The organism is Micromonospora sp. IBSANI012, from assembly GCF_052814045.1.
Window position 1 is genome coordinate 620,951 of sequence record NZ_CP199933.1, and the last position, 19,867, is coordinate 640,817.

Here is a 19,867-nt window from a genome sequence, read left to right on the forward strand (position 1 = left end):
CATCCACCGCCGACGAGCGCGGCGGTGAGACCCGGCGACTGACGGCCGCCGAGCCCGCTCGCGGTCAGTAGGCGGCGACGGCGGCCCGCCCCCGGGCCACGCCCGCCGACTCCCGCGCCGGCTCGGCCACCGGCCGCCGGGTCTCCGGCATCGGCACCACCGACTCGACCTCCTCCGGCCTGCGGTCCAGCGCGGCGAACGCCTCCTCGCGCAGGCTGCGCGCCGCCGCCACGGTCAGCTCGGCCGCCCGCCACGCCGCCCGCTCCCGCTCCGACGCGGCCCGGTGCCGGGCGGCCAGGTTGTCCCGGATGGCGCGGCGCAGCACCAGCTCCTGCTCCACCGGGTGCCGCCGCGGGTCCCAGCCGTTGCGGTGCGCGAAGACGTCGCTGAGCTGCTCCACCGAGAGCTCCTTGCGCCAGTACGCGTCCAGCGCGGCCCGGTGCAGGTACCGCTCCCGGTCGGCGTACTCGGCCGGGGTGCGGACCGTGCCGGGCAGTGGCATCGCGGCGGCGGCGGACAGCCGGCGGACGTCCGCCTCCGCCGCCTCGTACGCCGCCCAGGCCGCCTCGACCTCGTCCTGGGCGGCCAGCCACTCGGCGCGCCGCCGCCCGGCGGTGGCCGACGCGCGCTCGGCGGCGACCGACACCTCGCCGGCGTACCGGGTGCGTTCCCGCTTCTCCTCGGCCCGCTCCATGGTGCTGGGCATCGCGGCCTGCCGGATCCGGCCGGCGACGGCGGAGCGCAGCCAACCCGGACGGGCGACCAGCGCGCCGAAGGCGACGGCCGTGACGGCGAGCAGAACCAGCCAGATCACGGCGGCGGCGGGGACGTCGGGCAGGACGGAGGAGAAGACGGTCTGCATCACCAGCACCTCACGGCGGGGATCGATGTGAACGGGCGGGCCGGGCGAGCGGAGCGGCGGGCGTATCCGGGGCGGACCGCGTGGCGCGACGGGTCGCGCGGCGGTGGTCCGGCGCCGGGCGGGCGCCGCGTGGCTCAGCGCCGGGGCGGGCCGCGCCGGCCGGTGGCGTCCCGAACCGGGTCCGTCGTCGCCGCCGGCACCGCGAGCGGCCGGTCGGTCGAGGCGGCGTCACGCCGGGCCGGGATCGGCCCGGCGGGGAAGTCGGCGGGCTGCTCGTCGGTCGGCTGGGCGGTGGCCGGCACCGCCTCGCCCACCCGGGCGGCCGACACGGCGGGCCGGGTCGGCGTTGCGGCGGCCGGGCCGGTCGTCGGGGCGAAGACGCCGCCGAGACCGACCGCGAGCACCAGGGCGGTCAGCGCCAGCCGGGTCAGGTCGCGCAGCGTCGCCCGCCGAAAGGGGCGGGTGGACGCTACGGGCAGCACTTCCCCAACCTAGCGCCACCCAAGGGCCGGTGCAGCGGACCGAGGGCGTCCACGGGCGTGACCCGGACCACTCGTCCTACGTGGACATACCTGACGGGGACGGCGGGGCCGCGTTGGCCGGTGGCCTCCGCTGAGCACGGCGGTGCCGGGCGGGCCAGATGCCCCGGAACGCGAAGCGGCCCACCCGGTCCCTCCCGGGTGGGCCGTTCGTCGTGCGTCAGGTCAGCGGTCGCCGCCGAGCACCGGCGGGGCGGTGTCTGCGCCGTCGTGCCACACCATCTCGTCCTCGGTGAGCCAGGTCAGCCGCTCGTCGCTCTCGTCCTCGCCGTGCTGGCCACGCCCGCCGATCACGCCGTTACGCCCGGCGCCGGCCGTGGCCGCCCGGTTGGCCGGCGCCCCGCCCGTGCCCGGCCGGCCGCCGCCGTTGGCGCTGCCCAGCTGTCCCGAGGCCAGCCGTCCGGTGCCGGCGGCGGACCGGTTCTCCATGCCGGTGGCACCGGTGGCCGGCCGGACCGGCGTCGAGGCGGACGCCCGGCCCGAGGAGGCCAGCGCGCCGGTGCCGAGCACCCCGCCGGCCGCGATGCCGGCGGCCGCGCCGAACGCCATGCCCGAGCCGCCGCCCGAGGCACCGCCCCCCGCGCCGGCCAGGCCGGCGCCCCCCGGGAGCGCGCCGCCGGTGAGCGGTTCGGCGCCCGCGAGCGAGGTGCCGCTGCCGACCAGCCCACCGCCGGTGACCGGCGTGGTCGTCGTACCCGTGCCGGTGCCGCCCGTGCCGCTGCCGGTGTCGCCGGAACCGGTCGTCGGACCGTGCGCCGGGCTGCTGGGGTTGGACACCGTGGCGCCGCCACCCGGACCGGCGATCCCGGTGCCGGGCGCGGACGCCGGGCTGCCCACCGACGGGCCGGCCTTGGCCGTGGCGCCGTTGCGGTCGGCCTCACCCGGCAGTCGCGGCGGCGGGGCCGGCGGGTCGACGACCCGGCCGTACGAGGCGACCTCGTAGCCCGCAGCCAGGTCGGCCACCACCTGCACCATCCGCTGGTGGGCCTTCTCCTGCTCGGCCTTGTCCTGCTGGTGGCCCAGGATGCCGCCGACGATCATGCCCGGCACGCCGAGGACCAGGCCCTTGGTCGCCCCGTCCACCGCCTTGTCGTGGTCGTCGGTGGCCTCCGGGCTCTCCGCCGCGCGCTGGGCGGTGCGCAGTTGGCCGGCCATCAGCGAGAGCGCCTGCCGCACGTCGGCCGTGCCCTCGGCCAGGTCCGACGAGTAGCGCACGACCAGGGAAAGCCGGTCGTGGAATTCCCGCGCGGCGTCGCCCGTCCAGGCCGGGGCCAACTTGTCCAGGTCGGCGCCGAGATCCCGGGCGAGGTTGTCGAGCGTGTCCCGCAGCGAGCTCCACTGGCTGGCCAGGTTGTCGATCTGCTGCGGGTCGCCGGCGTGCACCGCGTCGTACAGCTCGCGGTGGCTGACATGCTGATAGCGCTGGGTGTACTCAGACACGACCGTCCCCCCGCTCGTTGAGCGCCTTGTCCACCCCGTTGAGCGCGGCCTCGATGTCGGCGGCGTTCGCCGCGTTGCGCGCCTCGGTGGTGCGGTAGTTCGTCATGATCGTGTGGGTCGCCGTTTGGGACGCCTCGACGGCGCGGCGCAGCCGGGCGACCTGCTCGGCGTAGCTCGCCTGCATCTCGCTGTAGCGGCGGGCGTTGCTGCTGGCGTCGGTGAAGGAGCCGAGCGCGGGCGGGCGGCACTGGAGCTCGGTGTTGAGCTTCTTCAGCGCCGCCTCCGCCTGGGCGAGCCGGTCCGCCAAACGCTGGTGAAAGTCCTCCAAGGACAGAACGTCGACTGTCGTACGCCCGGTCATGGCAGCATCCCCGTTGTCCATAGTCGATACGTCGGCCACGCCCAGGTTAGTCGACCGGCGCCAGCCGGGGCGACCCGTGGATCGGCCGTCGGCACCCCTCAACCGCCCTGCGCCGGCGCTCCGGTGGCCGCCTTCGGCTGTGGCGACGGGGTGCCGGGGCCGTCGCCGGGGGCGAAGTAGGACAACGCGTCCTGCCGCTCCAGGGTCGGGCCGGTCGGGATCAGCGAGAGCAGCGCCGCCGGCACGACCAGGGGCTTCACGCCGCCGTACCCAAGCGCGGTGACCGCGTCACCGGAGCGCTTCCCCAGCGGGTACCGCACCCCCTGCGGGCTGATCAGGTAGACCGTGGCGCCGGCCGCCGCCTCGGTGCCCTCGCCGGCGCCCGGGGCGGCCTGGACCAGCACGCCCTTGCCGCCCGGCAGCAGCACCTCCTCGGCCGTCTCGACGGCGTCGCGGGAGCCCTGCCGCACCGCCGTCGCGCCGTCGGCGCCGGCCAGCTCGGGCGGCGTCCGGTCGAAGACCTCCAGGGTGGTGGTCGGCGCACCGCCGGTCGGACCGGACCGGTAGCTGGCGCAGACCACCGTCTGCCCCGGGCGCACCGGGTGCAGCGCGGGCAGCGCCTGCGGCATGCCGTCGGGCTCCACCCGCCGGTCGGACAGCTCGCCCACCTGGTCCGGGCTGATGTCGGTGACCTGACCGCCGTCGCTCTGCAGCAGCAGGGCGCTCACCTCGCCGATGGAGACCAGGCCGTCCCGGGTCAGCACGTAGTGCTCGCCGGCGGCCCGGAACACCTGGCCGATCCGGGCCGGGCGGCCCCCGACCGACCGGCTGCTCGGCGTGCCGTCGCCGTCGATGCCGAGCTCCCGCAGCGCCGGCCCGGCCGGCACCGCGTTGAGCAGTTGCGCGCCGACGTCGAGCGCGGTGGCGTTGGCCATCCGCAGCGCGGCCAGCGCCGGGTCCCCGCCGACGATCTGGAGCCGGGAGCCGCCGGTGAGCAGGAAGCGCTGCCCGTCGCCCCGGACCAGCACCGCCCGGTCCGCCAGCGGCGTGCCGCCGGTCAGCGGCCGGTCGATCACCACCCGGGTGGTCGACCGGCGGGAGTCGCCCGGGTCGGGCACGTCGCAGACCGACCAGGGGAGACCGACCAGCGACTTGCGGTCCGGCAGGGCGTCGGGGGCGCCGACGATGCCCACGGTACGACCCCGGGGCCGGTCCTCGATCGACGCGCGCGACATCGTCCGGGTCGGCGGGTCGGCCTCGTTGAGGATCAGCCGCGCCGAGGCGTAGTTCAACGTCGGGTGCAGCACCCCGTCGGCGAAGACGTAGGTGGCGCCGGTCTCCCGCTCGATGACCAGCGTGTTCGCCTCCAGCGGCGCGGTGTTCCCGGTGAACTGGCCGTACGCGCCGGCCCCGCCGAGCACGATCGCGGCGGTGAGCACGCTGCCGATCACGGCCATGCCCAGTCGCCGCATCGGCAGGTTGGTGGTCTCGGGGTCGCCGGAGAGCAGCGCGGAGACGATGCGGCGGGTGACGAAGCGGTACGCCTGCACCTGATCGCGGCGGGTCCGCATGATTGACCTCCGGCGGGGGTGGGTCCGCGACGATCAGGTCCGAACTCCGCCGCGGGCTTCCCTACGATAAGGGGCCACGGGCGGGTCATCGGGACCCCCGCCCGTCCTCCGGCACCGCCCCGCCCCGCCGGATGCCCATGATGTCCAGAAGGGACGCTCACCGATGACGCAGCTCCAGGCGCCACCCGGTCGTACCCCCGCCGCCCCCGACGCCGCGGCCGACCGGCCGGTGGTGCCCGCCGACCGGCGCGGACGCGGTCGGATCGGGTCGGTCGCCGTCGGTCAGCTCGTCGTGCTGGAACTCTGCGCGCTCGCCGTCTGGGCCGCGCTGGGCGGGCCCGGCTGGGTGGTCGGTGTGGTCGGTGGCCTGGCCCTGTTCGCGACGGCGGCGTCGTTCGGCCGGCGCGGCGGCCGCTGGTGGTACGAGGATCTGCTGCTGCGCCGCCGGTTGGGGCGCCGCCGCGAGCAGGCCCGGGCGGCGGTCGCCCAGGGTGCCGTGGTCGACCCCCGGCTGGCGGCGCTCACCCCCGAGCTCAACGTGATCGAACTCACCGAGCGGGGTACCCGGCTCGGCATCGGCCAGGACGGGCGCGGCTGGTTCGCCGCCGTGGCGCTGACCGGGCGGCCCGGCGCGCCGGCCGGTTCGATCGAGGCGTCCGTGGTGGACCGTGCCCTCCAGGTGCTCACCGACTTCGCCGGCCCGGTCACCCTCACCCAGGTCGTCTCACACACCCTGGTCTGGTACCCGGCGCCGGGCGCGCCACCGGCCGCCCACCGGACGGTCTGGGTGGCGCTGCGGCTGTCCGTGCCGGACGCCCGCACCGAGACGGTTACCCGGGGCGGCGGGATGCGCGGCGTGCACCGCACGGTCGCGGCCGGCGTCGGGCGGCTGGGCAAGGCACTGAACGCGGCCGGGTTGAGCCACCGCGTGCTGGGCCGGGACGAGCTACGGGCCGCGGTGGTCTCCGCGGCGGGCCTCGACCTCGCCCCGGCGGCGCCCGCGGAGACCTGGACGGGGCTGCGCGGCGGCGGCTGGACGCAGCTCTGCCTGACCCTGCGCAAGCGGCCCGGGGCGTCGCTGGGCACCCTGGTGGACGCGATCACCTCCACCTCGGCCCCGTCGCACACGGTGGCGGCGGTGGTGGTGCCGGGCGGGCGGCCGGTGCCGCCCCTGCTGCGCGTCGCCGCCATGGACGGCCACGTCGAGGCCCTGGTCAAGGTGGTCCGCGACATGGCCCGCCGGTGCGGCATCCCGGCCCGGCCACTGGACGGCCAGCACGGGCCCGGGGTCTACGCCACCACCCCGGTCGCCACGGCGGCCGGCACGTTCAGGGTCGGAGATTGACGATCCAGCCGTAGAGCCCGCACACCCAGAACGCCAACGGCACCAGCGAGACGATCAGCAGGATCTCGACGATGTCCAGGGTCCGGCCCCAGACCGGCGAGATCCGCTTGCCCGCCACGCTCAGGCCGTAGATCAGGCTGACCACGGCGGTCAGCAGCAGGCCGCCGAGGACCAGCCCGAGCCGGGTCACCAGCGAGCCGCCGGCGAAGGTGGCCGCCGCGGTCAGCGCCAGCCCGGCGGTGCCGGTGACGAGCACCGGGGTGCGCTGGGCGCGCCCGATGAACGGCCGGGCCCGCAGCAGCGACAGCAGCGCCAGCACCAGGCAGAGCAGCACCGCCGGCAGCCGGCCGTTGCCAGCGAGCACCACCTGGCTGCCCAGCACCAGCAGCGACACCGTCCACAGCAGTCCGGTGAGGAACGCGTCGGCGCGCTCGCTGAGCCGCAGCACCCGGCGGCCGTCGACCGTTTCGGTGTCGGTCTTCAGGTCGTCCGGGCCGGTCGGGATGGACGGCACGGGCAGCCGGGCCAGCCGGTAGGCGGCCATCGGCAGCGCCGGCAGGGTCGCGAACGCGACGGTGGCGACGATCGCGGCGGCGGCCGCCGCGCCGAGGCCGAAGGCCAGCGAGAGCAGCGCACCGAGGGCCACCGCCGCGCCGACCGCGACGGCCCCGAAGAACAGCGGCATCCGGTCGCCGACCGCCAGCGCGGCGACCGCGGCGAAGAGCACCAAGGCGGTACCGGCCAGCAGCACGTGCGGACTCGCCAGCTCGGTCAGCGTCCGGTCGCCGGCCAGCACCAGCAGGCCACCCACGGCGGCGTAGCCGAGGCCGGCCATGGCGAGCACCGAGCCGGTCCGGCTGTCACCGGCCGCCCGGGACAGCACCGCCGCGCCCACCACCAGCACGACCGCCATCAGCAGGGCGGCCACCGCGCCGGGCAGCTGCGGCGGGCCGGCGAGCAGCGTGACGACCGCGCCGACCCCCAGCGTCACCGCCGCCAGCAGCACCGAGAACGTGCGGGTGGTGCCGACCTGCCAGGTGCCCGGGCGCTGGTTGGTCGCCGTCGCGACCGCGTCCACCACGTCGTCGAAGACGATCTCCGGGGCCGCCGCCGCGCGCGGGTTGAAGTAGAGCACCTCGCCGTCGCGGACCCCGAGCTGCGCGGCGGTACGGCCACCGTCGAGCGGCTGGCCGCCGAGCCGGGCCAGGCTCCAGCCACCGTGCCGTACGCCCTCGTCGGCGAGGTCCTCGCCGGCGTACCGCAGCAGGGTGGGGAGCAGGTCCGCCAGGGGCACGTCGGACGGCAGTGCCAGATCCATCCTCGTCCGGGGTGCCACGATGGTGATCCGGCTCAACCCGCCGGTCGCCGACTTCGTCGCCACTGTGGCCTCCTCGTGCTCTCTCAGATCCACCTCGGCCGGCGGCCTCGCCCCCGTGGGTCCACGACGCCCACGGGAGATTACCTACGATGGCGGGCACGTACGATGCCCACCCGACGACTCAGGTCGGTCGCGAAACCGCATCAGGGCCGCTTCTGGGGAGGAGACAGCCGTGAGCACGGTGGTGTTCCGCCGGCTTCCGCGTCAACCGGGGCCCGCGCTGCCGCGCGGCGAGGTGCTGCTGGAGTCCCCTCCGGAGCTGCCCGAACAGACGCCCCGAGGCATGGGCCAGCTGTTGATGATCCTGCCGATGGTGTGTGGGGTCGGCGCGATGGCGTTCCTCTACGCCGGTCGGGGCGGCGGCATGATGACGTACGTCGCCGGTGGTCTTTTCGGCGTGTCCATGTTGGGCATGGCGATCGGCTCGCTGGGCAACGGCGGCAACGACAAGGCCGAGCTGAACGCCGAGCGGCGCGACTACATGCGCTACCTGGCCCAGATGCGCAAGCGCACCCGGCGCGCCGCCGAGCAGCAGCGGGCCGCGATGACCTGGCGGCACCCGGAGCCGGACGCGCTCTGGTCGATCGCCGCGTCCCGGCGGATGTGGGAGCGGCGGATCACCGAGGACGACTTCGGCGAGGCCCGGATCGCCACCGGCCCGCAGCGCCTCGCCGTGGAGATCGTCCCGCCGGAGACCAAGCCGGTGGAGGACCTGGAGCCGATGAGCGCGATCGCGCTGCGCCGGTTCGTCCGGGCCCACTCCAGCGTGCCCGAGCTGCCCACCGCGCTCTCCCTGCGGGCGTTCAGCCGGATCGTGCTGCGCGGCGACCGCGAGCCGGTGCTGGACCTGACCCGGGCCGCGCTGGCCCAGTTGGCCACCTTCCACGCCCCTGACGACCTGATCCTCGCGGTGGTCGCCGCGCCCGACCGGCAGCAGGTGTGGGACTGGGTCAAGTGGCTGCCGCACGTCCACCACAGCGCGCGGACCGACGCCGCGGGCGCCCGCCGGCTGGTCTTCGCCAGCCTGGCCGAGGCCGAGGAGTCGCTCGCCGCCGAGCTGGCCGGGCGGCCCCGCTTCGCCCCGGAGGCCAAGCCGCTGACCAGCGCCCCGCACGTGGTCGTGGTGATCGACGGCGGTGAGGTGTCGGCGACCTGCCAACTGATGGGGCCGGGCCTGCTCGGCGCCACCACCATCGACCTCTCCGGCACCATCCCGCGCGACGCCGGCCGCTGGCTGCTCTGCCTGGACGCCGGCGACGGCAGCTCGCTGGAGCTGGTCCGGGGCGCCTCCAGCTCGCGGCTCGGCACGCCGGACCGGCTCAGCGCCGAGGCCGCCGAGGGGCTGGCCCGGCAGATCGCGCCGTACCGGCTCTCCCAGCAGCAGACCACCTCGGACGAGCCGCTGGCCCGCAGCATGGAGCTGCCCGACCTGCTCGGCGTCGGCGACGCGGCGGCGGTCGACGTGCAGCAGACCTGGCGGCCGCGCAGCCACCGCGACCGGCTGCGCATCCCGCTCGGCGTGGGGCCGGACGGCAACGTCGTCGAGCTGGACTTCAAGGAGTCCGCGCACGAGGGCATGGGCCCGCACGGCCTGGTGATCGGCGCGACCGGCTCCGGCAAGAGCGAGCTGCTGCGGACGATCGTCGGCGCGCTGGCGGTGACCCACTCGTCGGAGGAGCTCAACTTCGTCCTGGTCGACTTCAAGGGTGGCGCGACGTTCGCGTCGCTGGAGGCGTTGCCGCACACCAGCGCCGTGATCACCAACCTGGCCGACGAGCTGCCGCTGGTCGACCGGATGCGCGACGCGCTCGCCGGTGAGATGACCCGCCGGCAGGAGGTGCTGCGGGCCGCCGGGAACTACGTCTCCCGGTTCGACTACGAGAAGGCCCGTGCCGCCGGTGAGCCGCTCGCCCCGATGCCGAGCCTGCTCATCATCTGCGACGAGTTCAGCGAGCTGCTCGCCGCCAAGCCGGACTTCATCGACCTCTTCGTGATGATCGGCCGGCTGGGCCGGTCGCTCGGCGTGCACCTGCTGCTGGCCTCCCAGCGGTTGGAGGAGGGCAAGCTGCGCGGGCTCGACACCCACCTGTCGTACCGGATCGGTCTGCGGACCTTCTCGGCGGTGGAGAGCCGGATCGTGCTCGGCGTGCCCGACGCGTACGAGCTGCCGAACGCGCCCGGCCACGGCTACCTGAAGACCGACACCAGCACCATGCTGCGGTTCCGGGCGGCCTACGTGTCCGGGCCGTACCGGGCGCCGGGGGAGGGCCAGCGCTCGTCCCGGGCGCTGGTGCAGCGCCGGATCGTGCCGTACGGGGTGAACTTCGTGCCGGTGCAGGTCCCGCAGGCGCCGGTCGAGGCGGCCCCGGCCGAGGAGAAGCCGGCCGACGGCAAGGCCGTGGCGATGCTGGACGTGCTCATCGAGCGGCTCAAGGGTCGGGGCACTCCGGCCCACCAGGTGTGGCTGCCGCCGCTGTCCGAGCCGCCGAGCCTGTCCGAGCTGCTGCCACCGCTGGCCGTCCACTCGACCTTCGGGCTCTGCACCGCGACCTGGCCGGGCCGGGGGCAGCTCACCGTCCCGGTCGGGGTGGTCGACCGCCCGTACGAGCAGCGGCGCGACCCGATGATGGTGGAGCTGGCCGGCGCGGGCGGCAACGTGGTCATCGTGGGCGCCTCGCTCAGCGGCAAGAGCACCCTGCTCCGCTCGATGATCGCCTCGATCGCGCTCACCCACACCCCCCGCGAGGCGCAGTTCTTCTGCCTCGACTTCGGCGGTGGTTCGCTGCGCAGCCTGGCCGGGCTGCCGCACGTCGCCGGGGTGGCCGGCCGCCGGGACACCGAGGCGGTACGCCGCACGGTGGCCGAGGTGGTGGCGATCCTGGACGACCGGGAGACCCGCTTCGCCCAGCACGGCATCGACTCGGTCGCCAGCTACCGCCGGCGTCGGGCGGCCGGCGAGTTCGCCGACGACCCGTTCGGCGACGTCTTCCTGGTGGTGGACGGCTGGAACACGCTGCGCCAGGAGTACGAGGAGCTGGAGCAGACGATCACCAACCTGGCCAACCGCGGCCTGGGCTTCGGCGTGCACGTGGTGCTGACCGCGGTCCGCTGGGCGGAGATCCGGATCAACATGCGGGACCTGCTCGGCACCAAGCTGGAGCTGCGCCTGGGCGACGCCAACGAGTCGGAGATCGACCGGCGGGCCGCGGCCAACGTGCCGACCGGCGCGCCGGGACGCGGTCTCACCCGAGACAAGCTGCACTTCCTCACCGCGGTCTCGCGGATCGACAACCGCCGCGACATCGAAGACCTGACCGAGGCGTCGGCCAAGCTGGCCCGGCACGTCGCGGACGCCTGGCCGGGCTCGCCCGCGCCGAAGGTGCGGCTGCTGCCCCGCAAGCTGCCCTTCGACGAGCTGGTCCGGGTGGCGGACCGCTCCGCGCCCGGCCTGCCGATCGGCGTCAACGAGGCGGCGCTCGCGCCGGTCCACCTGGACCTGGCGAACGAGCCGCACCTCACGGTCTTCGGCGACGCGGAGTGCGGCAAGACCAACGTGCTGCGGGTGATCGCCCGGGGCATCACCGAGCGGTACACCCCGGCGCAGGCGCGGATCGTGATCGCCGACTACCGGCGCGGCCTGCTCGGCGCGGTCGAGGGCGACCACCTGCTCGACTACGCGCCGTCCAACCAGGTGTTCAGCCAGGGCCTCGGGTCGATCCGCAGCGCCCTGCAGAACCGGCTGCCCGGGCCGGACGTCACCACCGCGCAGCTGCGCGACCGCAGCTGGTGGAAGGGTCCGGATCTCTACATCCTGGTCGACGACTACGACCTGGTCGCCTCGGGCGGCAGTAACCCGCTCAGCGCGCTGCACGAGCTGCTGCCGCAGGCCCGCGACATCGGCCTGCACCTGATCGTCACCCGCCGGGTCGGCGGCATCGCTCGGGCCCTCTACGAGCCGGTGCTGCAACGCCTGCGCGAGCTGGACTCGCCGGGCCTGCTGATGTCCGGTAACCGCGAGGAGGGGGCGGTCTTCGGCACGCTGCGGCCGAGCCCGCAGCCGCCGGGCCGGGGCACCCTGGTCCGCCGCCGCGACGGTCAGCAGCTGATCCAGACCGCCTGGGTCGAGCCGGTGTGAGCGGGATGACCGGCCTCGATCCGGTCACCCGGCAGCGCAAACACGTCGGTCGATAGGTGGGAAAGGCTCGACGTGCCGCTACCGGTCCGTCCACAATGAGTCAAGGTGTGTGCGGTCTCCCGCCCGGGCAGGGCTGCGCGCGCTGGACACGGTGGGCTACCGTCTCCTACGGAGTGTCCGTCGGTGGGGTGTTGGCCTTGCCGCGGGGGAGGGCGCGGCAGATTCCGCCGCCACAACATGACGGAAGGGTGTGAAGCATGGCGTTCGAGGTCGAAGCAGCGACTCTGCATACCGCCGCGAGTGACGTGCGGTCCACGCGCAGCGAGGTCGACGGCGAGCTGAAGAAGCTGTGGAACGTGGTCGACGACCTGGCCATCGCCTGGAAGGGACAGGCGTCCACGGGCTTCCAGTCGCTGATGAACCGCTGGAACGAGGACACGGTCAAGCTGCTGACGGCGATGGACAACATCGCCGACCTGCTCGACAAGTCGGGTACGACGCACCAGGTCAACGACGAAGAGCAGCAGCAGATGCTGGACAAGTTCCACTCTGCTCTCAACCCGTGATCCGCCGAGAAGAGCAGGGGAGGAAATCATGAGCATCAAGGTTGACTACGCAGTCCTCGAGAGCGCCAACCAGCAGATGCAGTCCATCTCGAAGACCATCGACGAGAAGCTGGACACGCTGCGGTCGATGCTGTCGAAGCTCCAGTGGGACGGCCAGGACCGGGCCGCCTACGAGCAGCACCAGGCGCAGTGGGACACGGCTGTGCGCGACATCAACCGCGTCCTGAACGAGATCGGCGGCGCGGTCGGCGTGGCGCGCGAGAACTACGTCTCCACCGAGATGAGCAACTCCAAGGTGTGGGGCTGAGATAATCAGCCGTCGCGGCTCCGGTCCGGCTCGACCGGACCGGAGCCGCACTGCGTTGCGAGTCGTCGAGGTCCTGGGAGTGTCATGCGTACGCGGAAGAGTTTCCGGCCGGTGCTGAGGTCCATTGTGGCCGCGCTCGCCATGGCGGTCGCCGCCGGCACGGTTCCACTGGCGGCGCCGGCGCCGGCCCGCGCCGCTGACACCGTGCGCGGCCTCCAGTGGTACCTCGACGCGCTGAAGATCCCGCAGGCCCACAAGATCACCAAGGGGCGCGGCGTGGTCGTCGCCGTCCTCGACACCGGGGTCGAACCCGAGGTCCCCGACCTGCGCGGCCAGGTTCTCCCCGGCTACGCCACCGGCGCGGACGGGTCCGCCAAGGGCTGGGGCACCGACGACAAGATCGCGCACGGCACGGCCATGGCGGGCATCATCGCCGGGCGGGGTGGCGGCGACATGCGAGAGCTCGGCATCGCCCCCGAGGCCAAGATCCTGCCCGTCTCGATCGGTAGCCGGCTGGACGCCGGTGACCTGGCGAAGGGCATCCGCTGGGCGACCGACAACGGCGCCGACGTGCTCAACATCTCGATGGGCGTCAAGGAGGGCGCGACCCCGGACGAGGTGGCGGCCGTCCGCTACGCCCTCGAAAAGAACGTCGTGGTCGTCGCCTCCGCCGGCAACGTCCACCAGGACTACGCCGGCGTCGCCTCGCCGGCGGACATCCCCGGAGTGATCGCGGTGACCGGGCTGGGCAGGAACGGCTCGTTCTTCGGCGACAGCGTGCGGGGCCCGGAAGCCGTGCTGGCCGCGCCGATGGAGGAAATCATCTCACCGTTGCCCACCTCGGTGTCCGACAACGGCTACGGCGTCAGCAGCGGCACCAGCGAGTCGGCGGCGATCGTGTCCGGCCTGGCGGCGCTGGTCCGGGCGAAGTACCCGGACCTGGACGCGGCCAACGTGGTGAACCGGCTGGTCCGCACCGCGCAGGACCGGGGCACCAAGGGTCGCGACGACGAGTACGGGTTCGGGGCGGTGGACCCGGTGGCGGCGCTGACCCGCTCGGTGCCGAACGTGTCGAGCAACCCGCTGCTGGCCGGCGCGCCCGCCGGAGGTGACGGGGCGAAGCAGGCGCAACCCCTGCCGGAGCGGTCGAAGGACGACGGCCCGATTGTCTCGTTCGGCGTGAAGAACGGCACTGGTGCGCTGATCCAGGGCGCGCTCTGCCTGCTGGTGCCGATCGCGGTGGCGATCCTGGTGATCGTGCTGGTGCGCCGTTCCCGTCGCCGCCCGACCGCCCCGCCGGCCGGTCCCGGCTTCCCGCCGCCCGGCCACGCCGTGCCAGCCGGCCACGCCGTGCCGCCGGGCAACGTCCCGGGCGCCCGTGGCCCGTACCCGCCCGCAGGGCCGGCGCCGCACGGCGTGCCCGGGGGCGTGCCGCCGCAGGCGCCGGGTGCCTACGGCCCGCCCGGCGTGGCACCCCACGGTGCCCCCTGGCCGTACCCGGGGGCGACGCCCCCACCGCCGCCGGCCCCGCCGGGCTCCGGCGTGCACCACCAGTAAGCCACAAGGTCTGATCGGCGACGGGGAGGAACCGATGACGGACGACAGGACGCAGCAGTCGGACAGGGTCGAGATCGACACGCCCAACGTCCCGGTGGCACCGACCATCACGCCGTTCGTCTACTACGACGGCGTCTCGCTGGACAACGTCAACAAGGCCCACCGACCGACGCACCTGACGCCCGCCCCGGGCGGCGCGGGCGCCAAGACCGAGTGGGACGCCTCGACCCTCGACAAGGCCATCACGTGGCTCGACGACCACGCCGAGTTCCTCAACCAGCAGTCCTACAAGATGGAAGAGGACATCCGGAAGTGGATGCGCAACGCCAGCGGCGCGGCGGCGGTGGGCGGCGGCGGTGAGAAGAGCCCGCTCGGCAGCTTCGAGCGGGCCAACGCCCTCGCCACCAAGCACGCCGGTCTCTACGACAGCACCCAGACCAGGCTGCGGGAGCTCGCCCGTGAGCTCTGGAAGGCCGCCAACGCGCTCCGGAAGGTCAAGGAGAACTACGACACGGCCGATGAGCGCAACCGGATGAACGCCAACCAGATGCAGAACGCCATCAACAGCGCGTCCAGCCGCGCCGGGAAGAACTGAGTCGGGGGAGGCGGCAGATGCCGAGTTGGGAAGAGATGTGCCAGCAGATCGTCATCGACGGCAGGCCCGGTGACGTCACCAGCGCCGCCTTCGGCTGGGAGCAGTTGCTGAAGAACCTGAACACGGTCAAGCAGAACCTCGAAACCAACGTCAAGGACCTCGGCGAGACCTGGAAGGGGCCGGCGTACGAGGCGTTCAAGACCCACATCGAGGGGCTCGCGAAGACCACCGGCGAGGTGGTCGCGGACGCCGAGAGCCGGGGCGGCATCGTGCACTCGCTGAAGGACGCGGCGGACAAGCTGAGCGCCGCGCAGGCCGAGTTCCCGGTCCCGGCGAGCTGCGTCAACGACGTGCTGGAGGCCCGCAACGCCCGGGTCACGATCAGCGCCGGGTTCTTCGAGATGAAGGTCAAGCCGGACTTCCTCGGCCTGGCCGACCCGATCAGCTCGATGGTCGACTGGTTCAACGACAAGACCGACGACGCCAACCGGGTCTACGGGCAGGTCAGCGGCCACTACCTGGCGATCGACGAGAACCTGGACGCGCCGACCAGCACCGCTCCGCCGACGGTCCACGACGGCTTCAAGAAGCCGGAGCTGGGCGGGGGCGGCGGCGGTGGCGGTGGGGGCGGCGTGCCGGACATCGGCGGCGCGCCCTCCACCGGCGGCCTCGGCGGCAGCCCCTCCATGGGCGGCGTCGGCTCGCCCCCGGGCATCGGCACCGGCGGACCGGGCATCGGCACCGGCACCCACCCCGACCTCTCCTCCGGCACCGGCGGCTACCCGGGCGGCGGCGGCACCGGCAGCCTCGGCGACGAGTACGGCAGCGGTCTGGCCGGTGCCGGCGGCGGCGTCGGCACCCTGCCCGGCGCGGGTGGCGGTGGCCTGCCCAGCACCACCGGCCTCGGCTCCGGTGGCGGTCTCGGCGGTGGCGCCGGTCTCGGCGGCGCCGGCGGCATGATTCCCGGCGGCGGCTCCCTCGGCAAGGCGGTGAGCACCGGCATGCCCGGGATGATGGGTGGCGCGGGCGGTGCGGGTGCCGGCCGGGGTGCGGGCCGCGGTGCGGGCCGGCTCGGCGGCGGCGGAATGGCCGGCGGCATGGGCGGTGCGACCGGTCGTGGCGGCGCCGGCAAGGGCGCGGCCGGCGGCGTCCGGGGCGGTGCCGGGGCCAAGGGCGGCATGGCCGGCATGGGCGGCGGCCACGGCGCCGGCTACGGCGAGGAGGAGGCTCCCCGCAACACCTGGCTGGAGGAGGACGACGACGTCTGGGGCGCGGACGGCGGTGCCGCGCCCGGCATCCTGCGCTGAGCCTCGACAGGGAGCGCCGTCCACGGTCACGTGGGCGGCGCTCCGCCGTTCATGGGGCGCGCGTCGGCGGGCGGTCAGGCGTCGACGGTCTCGGCGCGCCGGCCGGGTCGCCACTTGCGCCGGCGGCCCAGGGCCACGATCGGTCGGGCCGCCAGCAGGGCCAGGGCGAGCACTCCCGCGGCGCCGGCGACCCAGAGCGCCACGGTGCGCTGCCAGCCCAGCGGGTCCTCCGCCGCGCCGGGTGGCGGCATGGCCCCGACCGGGGGGTCCGTCCGGGTGCCGAGCAGGCTGGTCAGCGCCCGGTACGGGTTCACCACCCCGTACCCGAGCTCGGGGTTGTGCCCCTCGGGTGGGTTGTCGGCGGTGCGGGTGAGCCGGTAGGCGACCTGTTCCGGGGTGAGGTCGGGCCGGGTGGCGCGGATCAGCGCCGCCGCGCCCGAGACGTACGCGGCGGCGAAGCTGGTGCCGCCCTGCGGCTCGGCGAGGTAGCCCTGGCCGCCGGGGGCGGGGCCGACGATGTCCAGCCCGGGCGCGGCGATGTCCACGTAGTTGCCGCTGACCGAGCTGCCGACGTGACCGCCCTCCCGGTCGACCCCGGCGACCGCGATCACCCCCGGATACGCGGCCGGGTACGCCGGTAGGTCCTGCTGCTCCTGCTGCCGGTTGCCGGCGGCGGCCACCACCACGACGCCCTTGCCGAGCGCGTAGTCGACGGCCCGGGCGAGCTCCGGGTGGTCCACCGTGACCAGCGACAGGTTGATCACCTGGACGTCCTGGTCGGCCGACCAGCGGATCGCGTTGGCGATCTGCAGGGGCAGGCCGGGGTCGCTGGTGCGCTGGGTGTCGGGCAGGACCCGGACCGGCAGGATCCGGGCCGCGGGCGCGATGCCGCTGTACGGAGCGCCGGTGTCGGCCCGCCCGGCGATGATCCCGGCCACGATGGTGCCGTGGCCGGCCAGGTCGCACCGGCCCTGCATCGACGGCAGGCCGTTGAAGTCGCGGCCCTCGCGCACCTGCCCCTTGAGCAGCGAATGGGTGGGGGAGACGCCGGAGTCGATGACCGCCACGGTGACCCGCTCGCCCCGGGTGATCCGCCAGGCCGACGCCGGGTCGAGCCGGCGCAGCGCCCACGGTGTCTCGGCGGGGGCGACCCCGCCGGCCGGGCCGGAGCAGTTCGGCGCCGCCACGGCCGGTGCCGGCGGCACCACGAGCGAGGCGAGCAGGACCGCCATCACTCCACCGAGGACCGTCCGGGATGGACGCCCGGAGGTCTCGGTCAGCGCCGTCCCAGTCGGCCGGAAGCTCTCGCGCACGCGCTGAGATTACCGCCGCCGCGCCCGGGACGGGGCGACGGGCGGTCCGGACCTCCAGGCGCCCTGCGCCGGATGCTGCGCGAGGACGGCAGCCGGACGGGGCCGGCGGTCGCGCCGTGGTCGACCGGACCGACGTCCGGGCAGCCGACGCCCGGCTCCCGCCACCGGATTGCCGGTAAAGCGGGTGGTCGGTCGGGCCCAGGATCGCGGCGTGGTTCGACCGGACCGACGCCCGGGGCGGGCCGGCGAGCGCCGCCCGGTCGGCGCGGAGCGACGATGGCGGTCGTCAGGAGCTCGACTCGGCACGCTCGCCGGTGAAGAGGGCGAGCAGGTCACCCACCTGGCGGTCGGACTCGGCCGGGTGCCGGAAGTGGCCGCGCGGGTTGACCGTGTACTCGTTGCGCCGGCCCACCCGCGTGCGGTGGAGGTAGCCGCCGGCCTCCAGGTCGGCGACGATCGCCTGCGCGGCGCGCTCGGTCACCCCGACCTCGTCGGCGACGTCCCGCAGCCGGGCGGTGGGGTTGCGGGCGATGGCGAGCAGCACATGCGCGTGGTTGGTGAGGAACGTCCAGTTCCGGGTGCTCCCGTTCTGCGCAGTCGTCGCCATGCCCGTCATCGTATGGCCAGTCCATCGGCTTTTCCGCCCTGGCTCCCCCGGCTCCGCCTCCCGTCGGCCGGCCCGCAGGACGCCGCGACGAAACATCACGGCAACGCCGGGGCAACGTATGAAATCTGTATCACGTAAACCTTGACGTATCTTCTGCTGCGTGTGACGGTGGGCGGCGAGGCCGCCTCCGTCGCCGGCCCTGTGTGACCAGGCCGATCTCGCGAGGGACCGAGGTGAGGCAATGACCCTGACCGATCCGACGCAGGCGCTCGCCGAGCTGCACGCCGGCAACCGGCGCTTCGTGACGGGCGCGCAGCGCCACCCCAACCAGGACTCGCTGCACCGGGCGGCGGTCGCCGACGGCCAGCACCCGTTCGCGGTGATCGTCGGCTGCTCCGACTCCCGCCTCGCCGCCGAGATCATCTTCGACCGGGGCCTGGGTGACCTCTTCGTGGTGCGTACCGCCGGGCACACCGCCGGCCCCGAGGTGCTCGGCAGCGTCGAGTACGCGGTGAGCGTCCTGAACACCCCGCTGGTGGTGGTGCTCGGCCACGACTCCTGTGGGGCGGTGCAGGCCGCCCGGGACGCCGCGCGGACCGGCACGCCGCCGGTCGGGCACCTGCGGGCGGTGGTGGACGCGGTGGAGCCCAGCCTCCGGCGGGCCGCCGAGCAGGGCGTCGACGACGTCAACGGGATCGTCGACATCCACATCGCGCACACCGTCGAGGCGCTGCTGGGCAACTCCGCCGTACTGGCCGCCGCGATCGCCGAGGGGCGGTGCGCGGTGGTCGGCATGTCGTACCGGCTCGCCGCCGGTGAGGTGCAAACGGTGGCCGCGGTGCCGAGCGTCGTGCCGACCCAGGCCGGCGATCGGGCGACCGCCGTCGCTGGCTGAAACCCCCCGCACGCGACGAGGGCCGCCCCCACCGGGGACGGCCCTCGTTCGGTACGCGTCGCGCGCTACAGCATCGACATATGCACGTGGTCGGTGTGGTTCGACGGTCCGCTGTACGACTTCCACCCGGTCGCAGGGAACCAGATCTGCCGGTTCCAGATCACGTAGTAGATGCCGAGCCGGTCGGCGTTGCGGATCAGGAACGCGGCGAGGTTGTTGCCGTACATCCGGGTGTCGTTGTTGTGCCAGGGCGCGAAGCCGCTCCGCTGCAACGACCAGTCGCAGGCCTTGCCCTTCGGGTGCTCCCACGGCCCGCCGGGCCGGTAGCAGCCCGCGAACCGGTTGAAGCCGGCCCGCCGGACCTCCTTGTACGCGTGCAGGGTGCGCGGCGTGATGGTGCCGGAGGTGGTCGGGTCGTCCTCGGTGCGCGACTCGGGACGCCAGCCGCCGTCGGCCGTCCGGCCGGGGCCGATCCGAGCGACCGGCGAGGTCGCGTCGACCAGGCCGCCGGTGAAGCCCCGGCCACCGACCAGCTGAAGGGCCTTCTCGGCCTCCCGGCTCTCCCGGGCCATGTCGTTGGTGAGCTTCTGCTGCTCGCGCACCTCGGCGTCGAGCGCCAGCTTGGCCTGCTCCGCGCGGTTCTTGGCGGCGGTGACCTTGGCCAGCTTCTGCGCGTTGACCATGTTCAGCTCGTCCAGGGCGGCGGCGCGCCTGACGAACGAGTCGGGGGCGTCGCTCTCCAGCAGCATCGCCACCGCGCCGATCCGGCCGGTCCGGTACGACTGCGCCGCGATCTGCGAGACCGTCGGCTGCAACGCCGCCAGCTCGTCCTGCGCGCGCCGCACCTCCAGTGCGAGCTGCTGCTGGCGCTTCTTGGACTTCTCCAGCTGCGTCTTGGCCTTCGAGTACTCGCGGTTGCGCAGCTCGATGACGTCGGTGAGCAGCTTGGGCTCGTCGTCCTCCTCGTGCCCGGAGGGGGTGGGGGTCGCGGGCGCGGCGATCGCGGCTGTCGGCCCGCCCAGGATGGCCAGGGCGGCGAACACGGCCACCACCGGAGTCAACCAGCGGCGCAGGGGTGCCGTCACAGTG

The 19,867-nt window shown here is 74.5% G+C and carries 17 protein-coding genes; 8 read left to right on the forward strand and 9 right to left on the reverse strand.

All coding sequences use genetic code 11. The features are described 5' to 3' along the window. Nucleotides 1-64: 64 nt before the first annotated feature. The 5 genes from ACTWM8_RS03025 to eccB all read right to left on the reverse strand — a co-directional run bounded on the left by ACTWM8_RS03025 (nucleotide 65) and on the right by eccB (nucleotide 4,773). Complete coding sequence (locus ACTWM8_RS03025) at nucleotides 65-862, reverse strand: hypothetical protein (protein ID WP_446212461.1); 798 nt, start codon at nucleotides 860-862, stop codon at nucleotides 65-67. Nucleotides 863-996: 134 nt separating this feature from the next. After that, nucleotides 997-1,344, reverse strand: a complete 348-nt coding sequence (locus tag ACTWM8_RS03030) for a hypothetical protein (RefSeq protein WP_446212462.1) — start codon at nucleotides 1,342-1,344, stop codon at nucleotides 997-999. Between the two features lie 222 nt (nucleotides 1,345-1,566). After that, a complete protein-coding gene (locus ACTWM8_RS03035; RefSeq protein ID WP_446212463.1) occupies nucleotides 1,567-2,841 on the reverse strand; it encodes a WXG100 family type VII secretion target in 1,275 nt (424 codons plus the stop codon). Beyond that, on the reverse strand, nucleotides 2,834-3,169 hold the full coding sequence (locus ACTWM8_RS03040) for a hypothetical protein (RefSeq protein ID WP_446212464.1): 336 nt from the start codon (nucleotides 3,167-3,169) through the stop codon (nucleotides 2,834-2,836). The genes ACTWM8_RS03035 and ACTWM8_RS03040 overlap by 8 nt, the downstream gene beginning before the upstream one ends. Nucleotides 3,170-3,300: 131 nt before the next feature. Then, entirely contained in the window at nucleotides 3,301-4,773 is a 1,473-nt protein-coding gene (gene eccB / locus ACTWM8_RS03045; protein ID WP_446212465.1) for a type VII secretion protein EccB, read from the reverse strand. Between the two features lie 163 nt (nucleotides 4,774-4,936). On the opposite strand from eccB, the gene ACTWM8_RS03050 reads away from it, so the two are divergent. Then, nucleotides 4,937-6,118: a type VII secretion protein EccE gene (locus tag ACTWM8_RS03050; protein ID WP_446212466.1), complete on the forward strand. Its 1,182-nt coding sequence runs from the start codon at nucleotides 4,937-4,939 to the stop codon at nucleotides 6,116-6,118. On the opposite strand, the gene eccD is transcribed toward ACTWM8_RS03050, so the two are convergent. Then, the gene (eccD, locus tag ACTWM8_RS03055) at nucleotides 6,102-7,499 is read right to left on the reverse strand and encodes a type VII secretion integral membrane protein EccD (RefSeq protein ID WP_446212467.1); all 1,398 of its coding nucleotides are present in this window, start codon (nucleotides 7,497-7,499) and stop codon (nucleotides 6,102-6,104) included. The genes ACTWM8_RS03050 and eccD overlap by 17 nt on opposite strands. A 169-nt stretch (nucleotides 7,500-7,668) precedes the next feature. Here eccD and eccCa point away from each other — a divergent pair, with 169 nt between their 5' ends. The 6 genes from eccCa (at nucleotide 7,669) to ACTWM8_RS03085 (ending at nucleotide 15,963) form a co-directional block, all read left to right on the forward strand. Next, nucleotides 7,669-11,631 (forward strand): type VII secretion protein EccCa, encoded by a 3,963-nt coding sequence (eccCa, locus tag ACTWM8_RS03060; RefSeq protein ID WP_446212468.1) that lies wholly within the window; start codon nucleotides 7,669-7,671, stop codon nucleotides 11,629-11,631. A 257-nt stretch (nucleotides 11,632-11,888) separates the two neighbouring features. Beyond that, nucleotides 11,889-12,197 (forward strand): WXG100 family type VII secretion target, encoded by a 309-nt coding sequence (locus ACTWM8_RS03065; RefSeq protein WP_088964212.1) that lies wholly within the window; start codon nucleotides 11,889-11,891, stop codon nucleotides 12,195-12,197. A gap of 28 nt (nucleotides 12,198-12,225) precedes the next feature. After that, a complete protein-coding gene (locus ACTWM8_RS03070; RefSeq protein ID WP_088964211.1) occupies nucleotides 12,226-12,504 on the forward strand; it encodes a WXG100 family type VII secretion target in 279 nt (92 codons plus the stop codon). Nucleotides 12,505-12,615: 111 nt separating this feature from the next. Beyond that, entirely contained in the window at nucleotides 12,616-14,061 is a 1,446-nt protein-coding gene (gene mycP, locus ACTWM8_RS03075) for a type VII secretion-associated serine protease mycosin (protein WP_446212469.1), read from the forward strand. Nucleotides 14,062-14,095: 34 nt separating this feature from the next. Next, a complete protein-coding gene (locus ACTWM8_RS03080) occupies nucleotides 14,096-14,656 on the forward strand; it encodes a hypothetical protein (RefSeq protein WP_446212470.1) in 561 nt (186 codons plus the stop codon). Nucleotides 14,657-14,673: 17 nt separating this feature from the next. Then, the gene (locus ACTWM8_RS03085; RefSeq protein WP_446212471.1) at nucleotides 14,674-15,963 is read left to right on the forward strand and encodes a WXG100 family type VII secretion target; all 1,290 of its coding nucleotides are present in this window, start codon (nucleotides 14,674-14,676) and stop codon (nucleotides 15,961-15,963) included. Between the two features lie 74 nt (nucleotides 15,964-16,037). Here ACTWM8_RS03085 and mycP (ACTWM8_RS03090) read toward each other — a convergent pair whose 3' ends face one another. Both mycP (ACTWM8_RS03090) and ACTWM8_RS03095 read right to left on the reverse strand, forming a co-directional pair. After that, nucleotides 16,038-17,276 (reverse strand): type VII secretion-associated serine protease mycosin, encoded by a 1,239-nt coding sequence (gene mycP / locus ACTWM8_RS03090; RefSeq protein WP_446212472.1) that lies wholly within the window; start codon nucleotides 17,274-17,276, stop codon nucleotides 16,038-16,040. 286 nt (nucleotides 17,277-17,562) lie between these two features. Further along, the gene (locus ACTWM8_RS03095; RefSeq protein ID WP_088964207.1) at nucleotides 17,563-17,892 is read right to left on the reverse strand and encodes a helix-turn-helix transcriptional regulator; all 330 of its coding nucleotides are present in this window, start codon (nucleotides 17,890-17,892) and stop codon (nucleotides 17,563-17,565) included. 232 nt (nucleotides 17,893-18,124) lie between these two features. Between ACTWM8_RS03095 and ACTWM8_RS03100 the strand changes: the two genes are divergently transcribed. Next, nucleotides 18,125-18,778, forward strand: coding sequence for a carbonic anhydrase (locus ACTWM8_RS03100; protein ID WP_446212473.1), 654 nt, complete (start codon nucleotides 18,125-18,127; stop codon nucleotides 18,776-18,778). A 65-nt stretch (nucleotides 18,779-18,843) separates the two neighbouring features. On the opposite strand, the gene ACTWM8_RS03105 is transcribed toward ACTWM8_RS03100, so the two are convergent. Then, nucleotides 18,844-19,863 carry a coiled-coil domain-containing protein gene (locus ACTWM8_RS03105; protein ID WP_446212474.1) on the reverse strand — a complete coding sequence of 340 codons (1,020 nt, stop codon included), beginning with the start codon at nucleotides 19,861-19,863 and terminating at the stop codon, nucleotides 18,844-18,846. Nucleotides 19,864-19,867: the final 4 nt, after the last annotated feature.

What these genes read in the sequence shown, in the direction of transcription:
- ACTWM8_RS03100 (WP_446212473.1), top strand. Translation starts at nt 18,125, where the DNA reads ATGACCCTGACCGATCCGACGCAGGCGCTCGCCGAGCTGCACGCCGGC.
- ACTWM8_RS03050 (WP_446212466.1), top strand. Translation starts at nt 4,937, where the DNA reads ATGACGCAGCTCCAGGCGCCACCCGGTCGTACCCCCGCCGCCCCCGAC.
- ACTWM8_RS03080 (WP_446212470.1), top strand. Translation starts at nt 14,096, where the DNA reads ATGACGGACGACAGGACGCAGCAGTCGGACAGGGTCGAGATCGACACG.
- ACTWM8_RS03025 (WP_446212461.1), bottom strand. Translation starts at nt 862, where the DNA reads ATGCAGACCGTCTTCTCCTCCGTCCTGCCCGACGTCCCCGCCGCCGCC.
- ACTWM8_RS03065 (WP_088964212.1), top strand. Translation starts at nt 11,889, where the DNA reads ATGGCGTTCGAGGTCGAAGCAGCGACTCTGCATACCGCCGCGAGTGAC.
- eccB (WP_446212465.1), bottom strand. Translation starts at nt 4,773, where the DNA reads ATGCGGACCCGCCGCGATCAGGTGCAGGCGTACCGCTTCGTCACCCGC.
- ACTWM8_RS03085 (WP_446212471.1), top strand. Translation starts at nt 14,674, where the DNA reads ATGCCGAGTTGGGAAGAGATGTGCCAGCAGATCGTCATCGACGGCAGG.
- ACTWM8_RS03095 (WP_088964207.1), bottom strand. Translation starts at nt 17,892, where the DNA reads ATGACGGGCATGGCGACGACTGCGCAGAACGGGAGCACCCGGAACTGG.
- ACTWM8_RS03070 (WP_088964211.1), top strand. Translation starts at nt 12,226, where the DNA reads ATGAGCATCAAGGTTGACTACGCAGTCCTCGAGAGCGCCAACCAGCAG.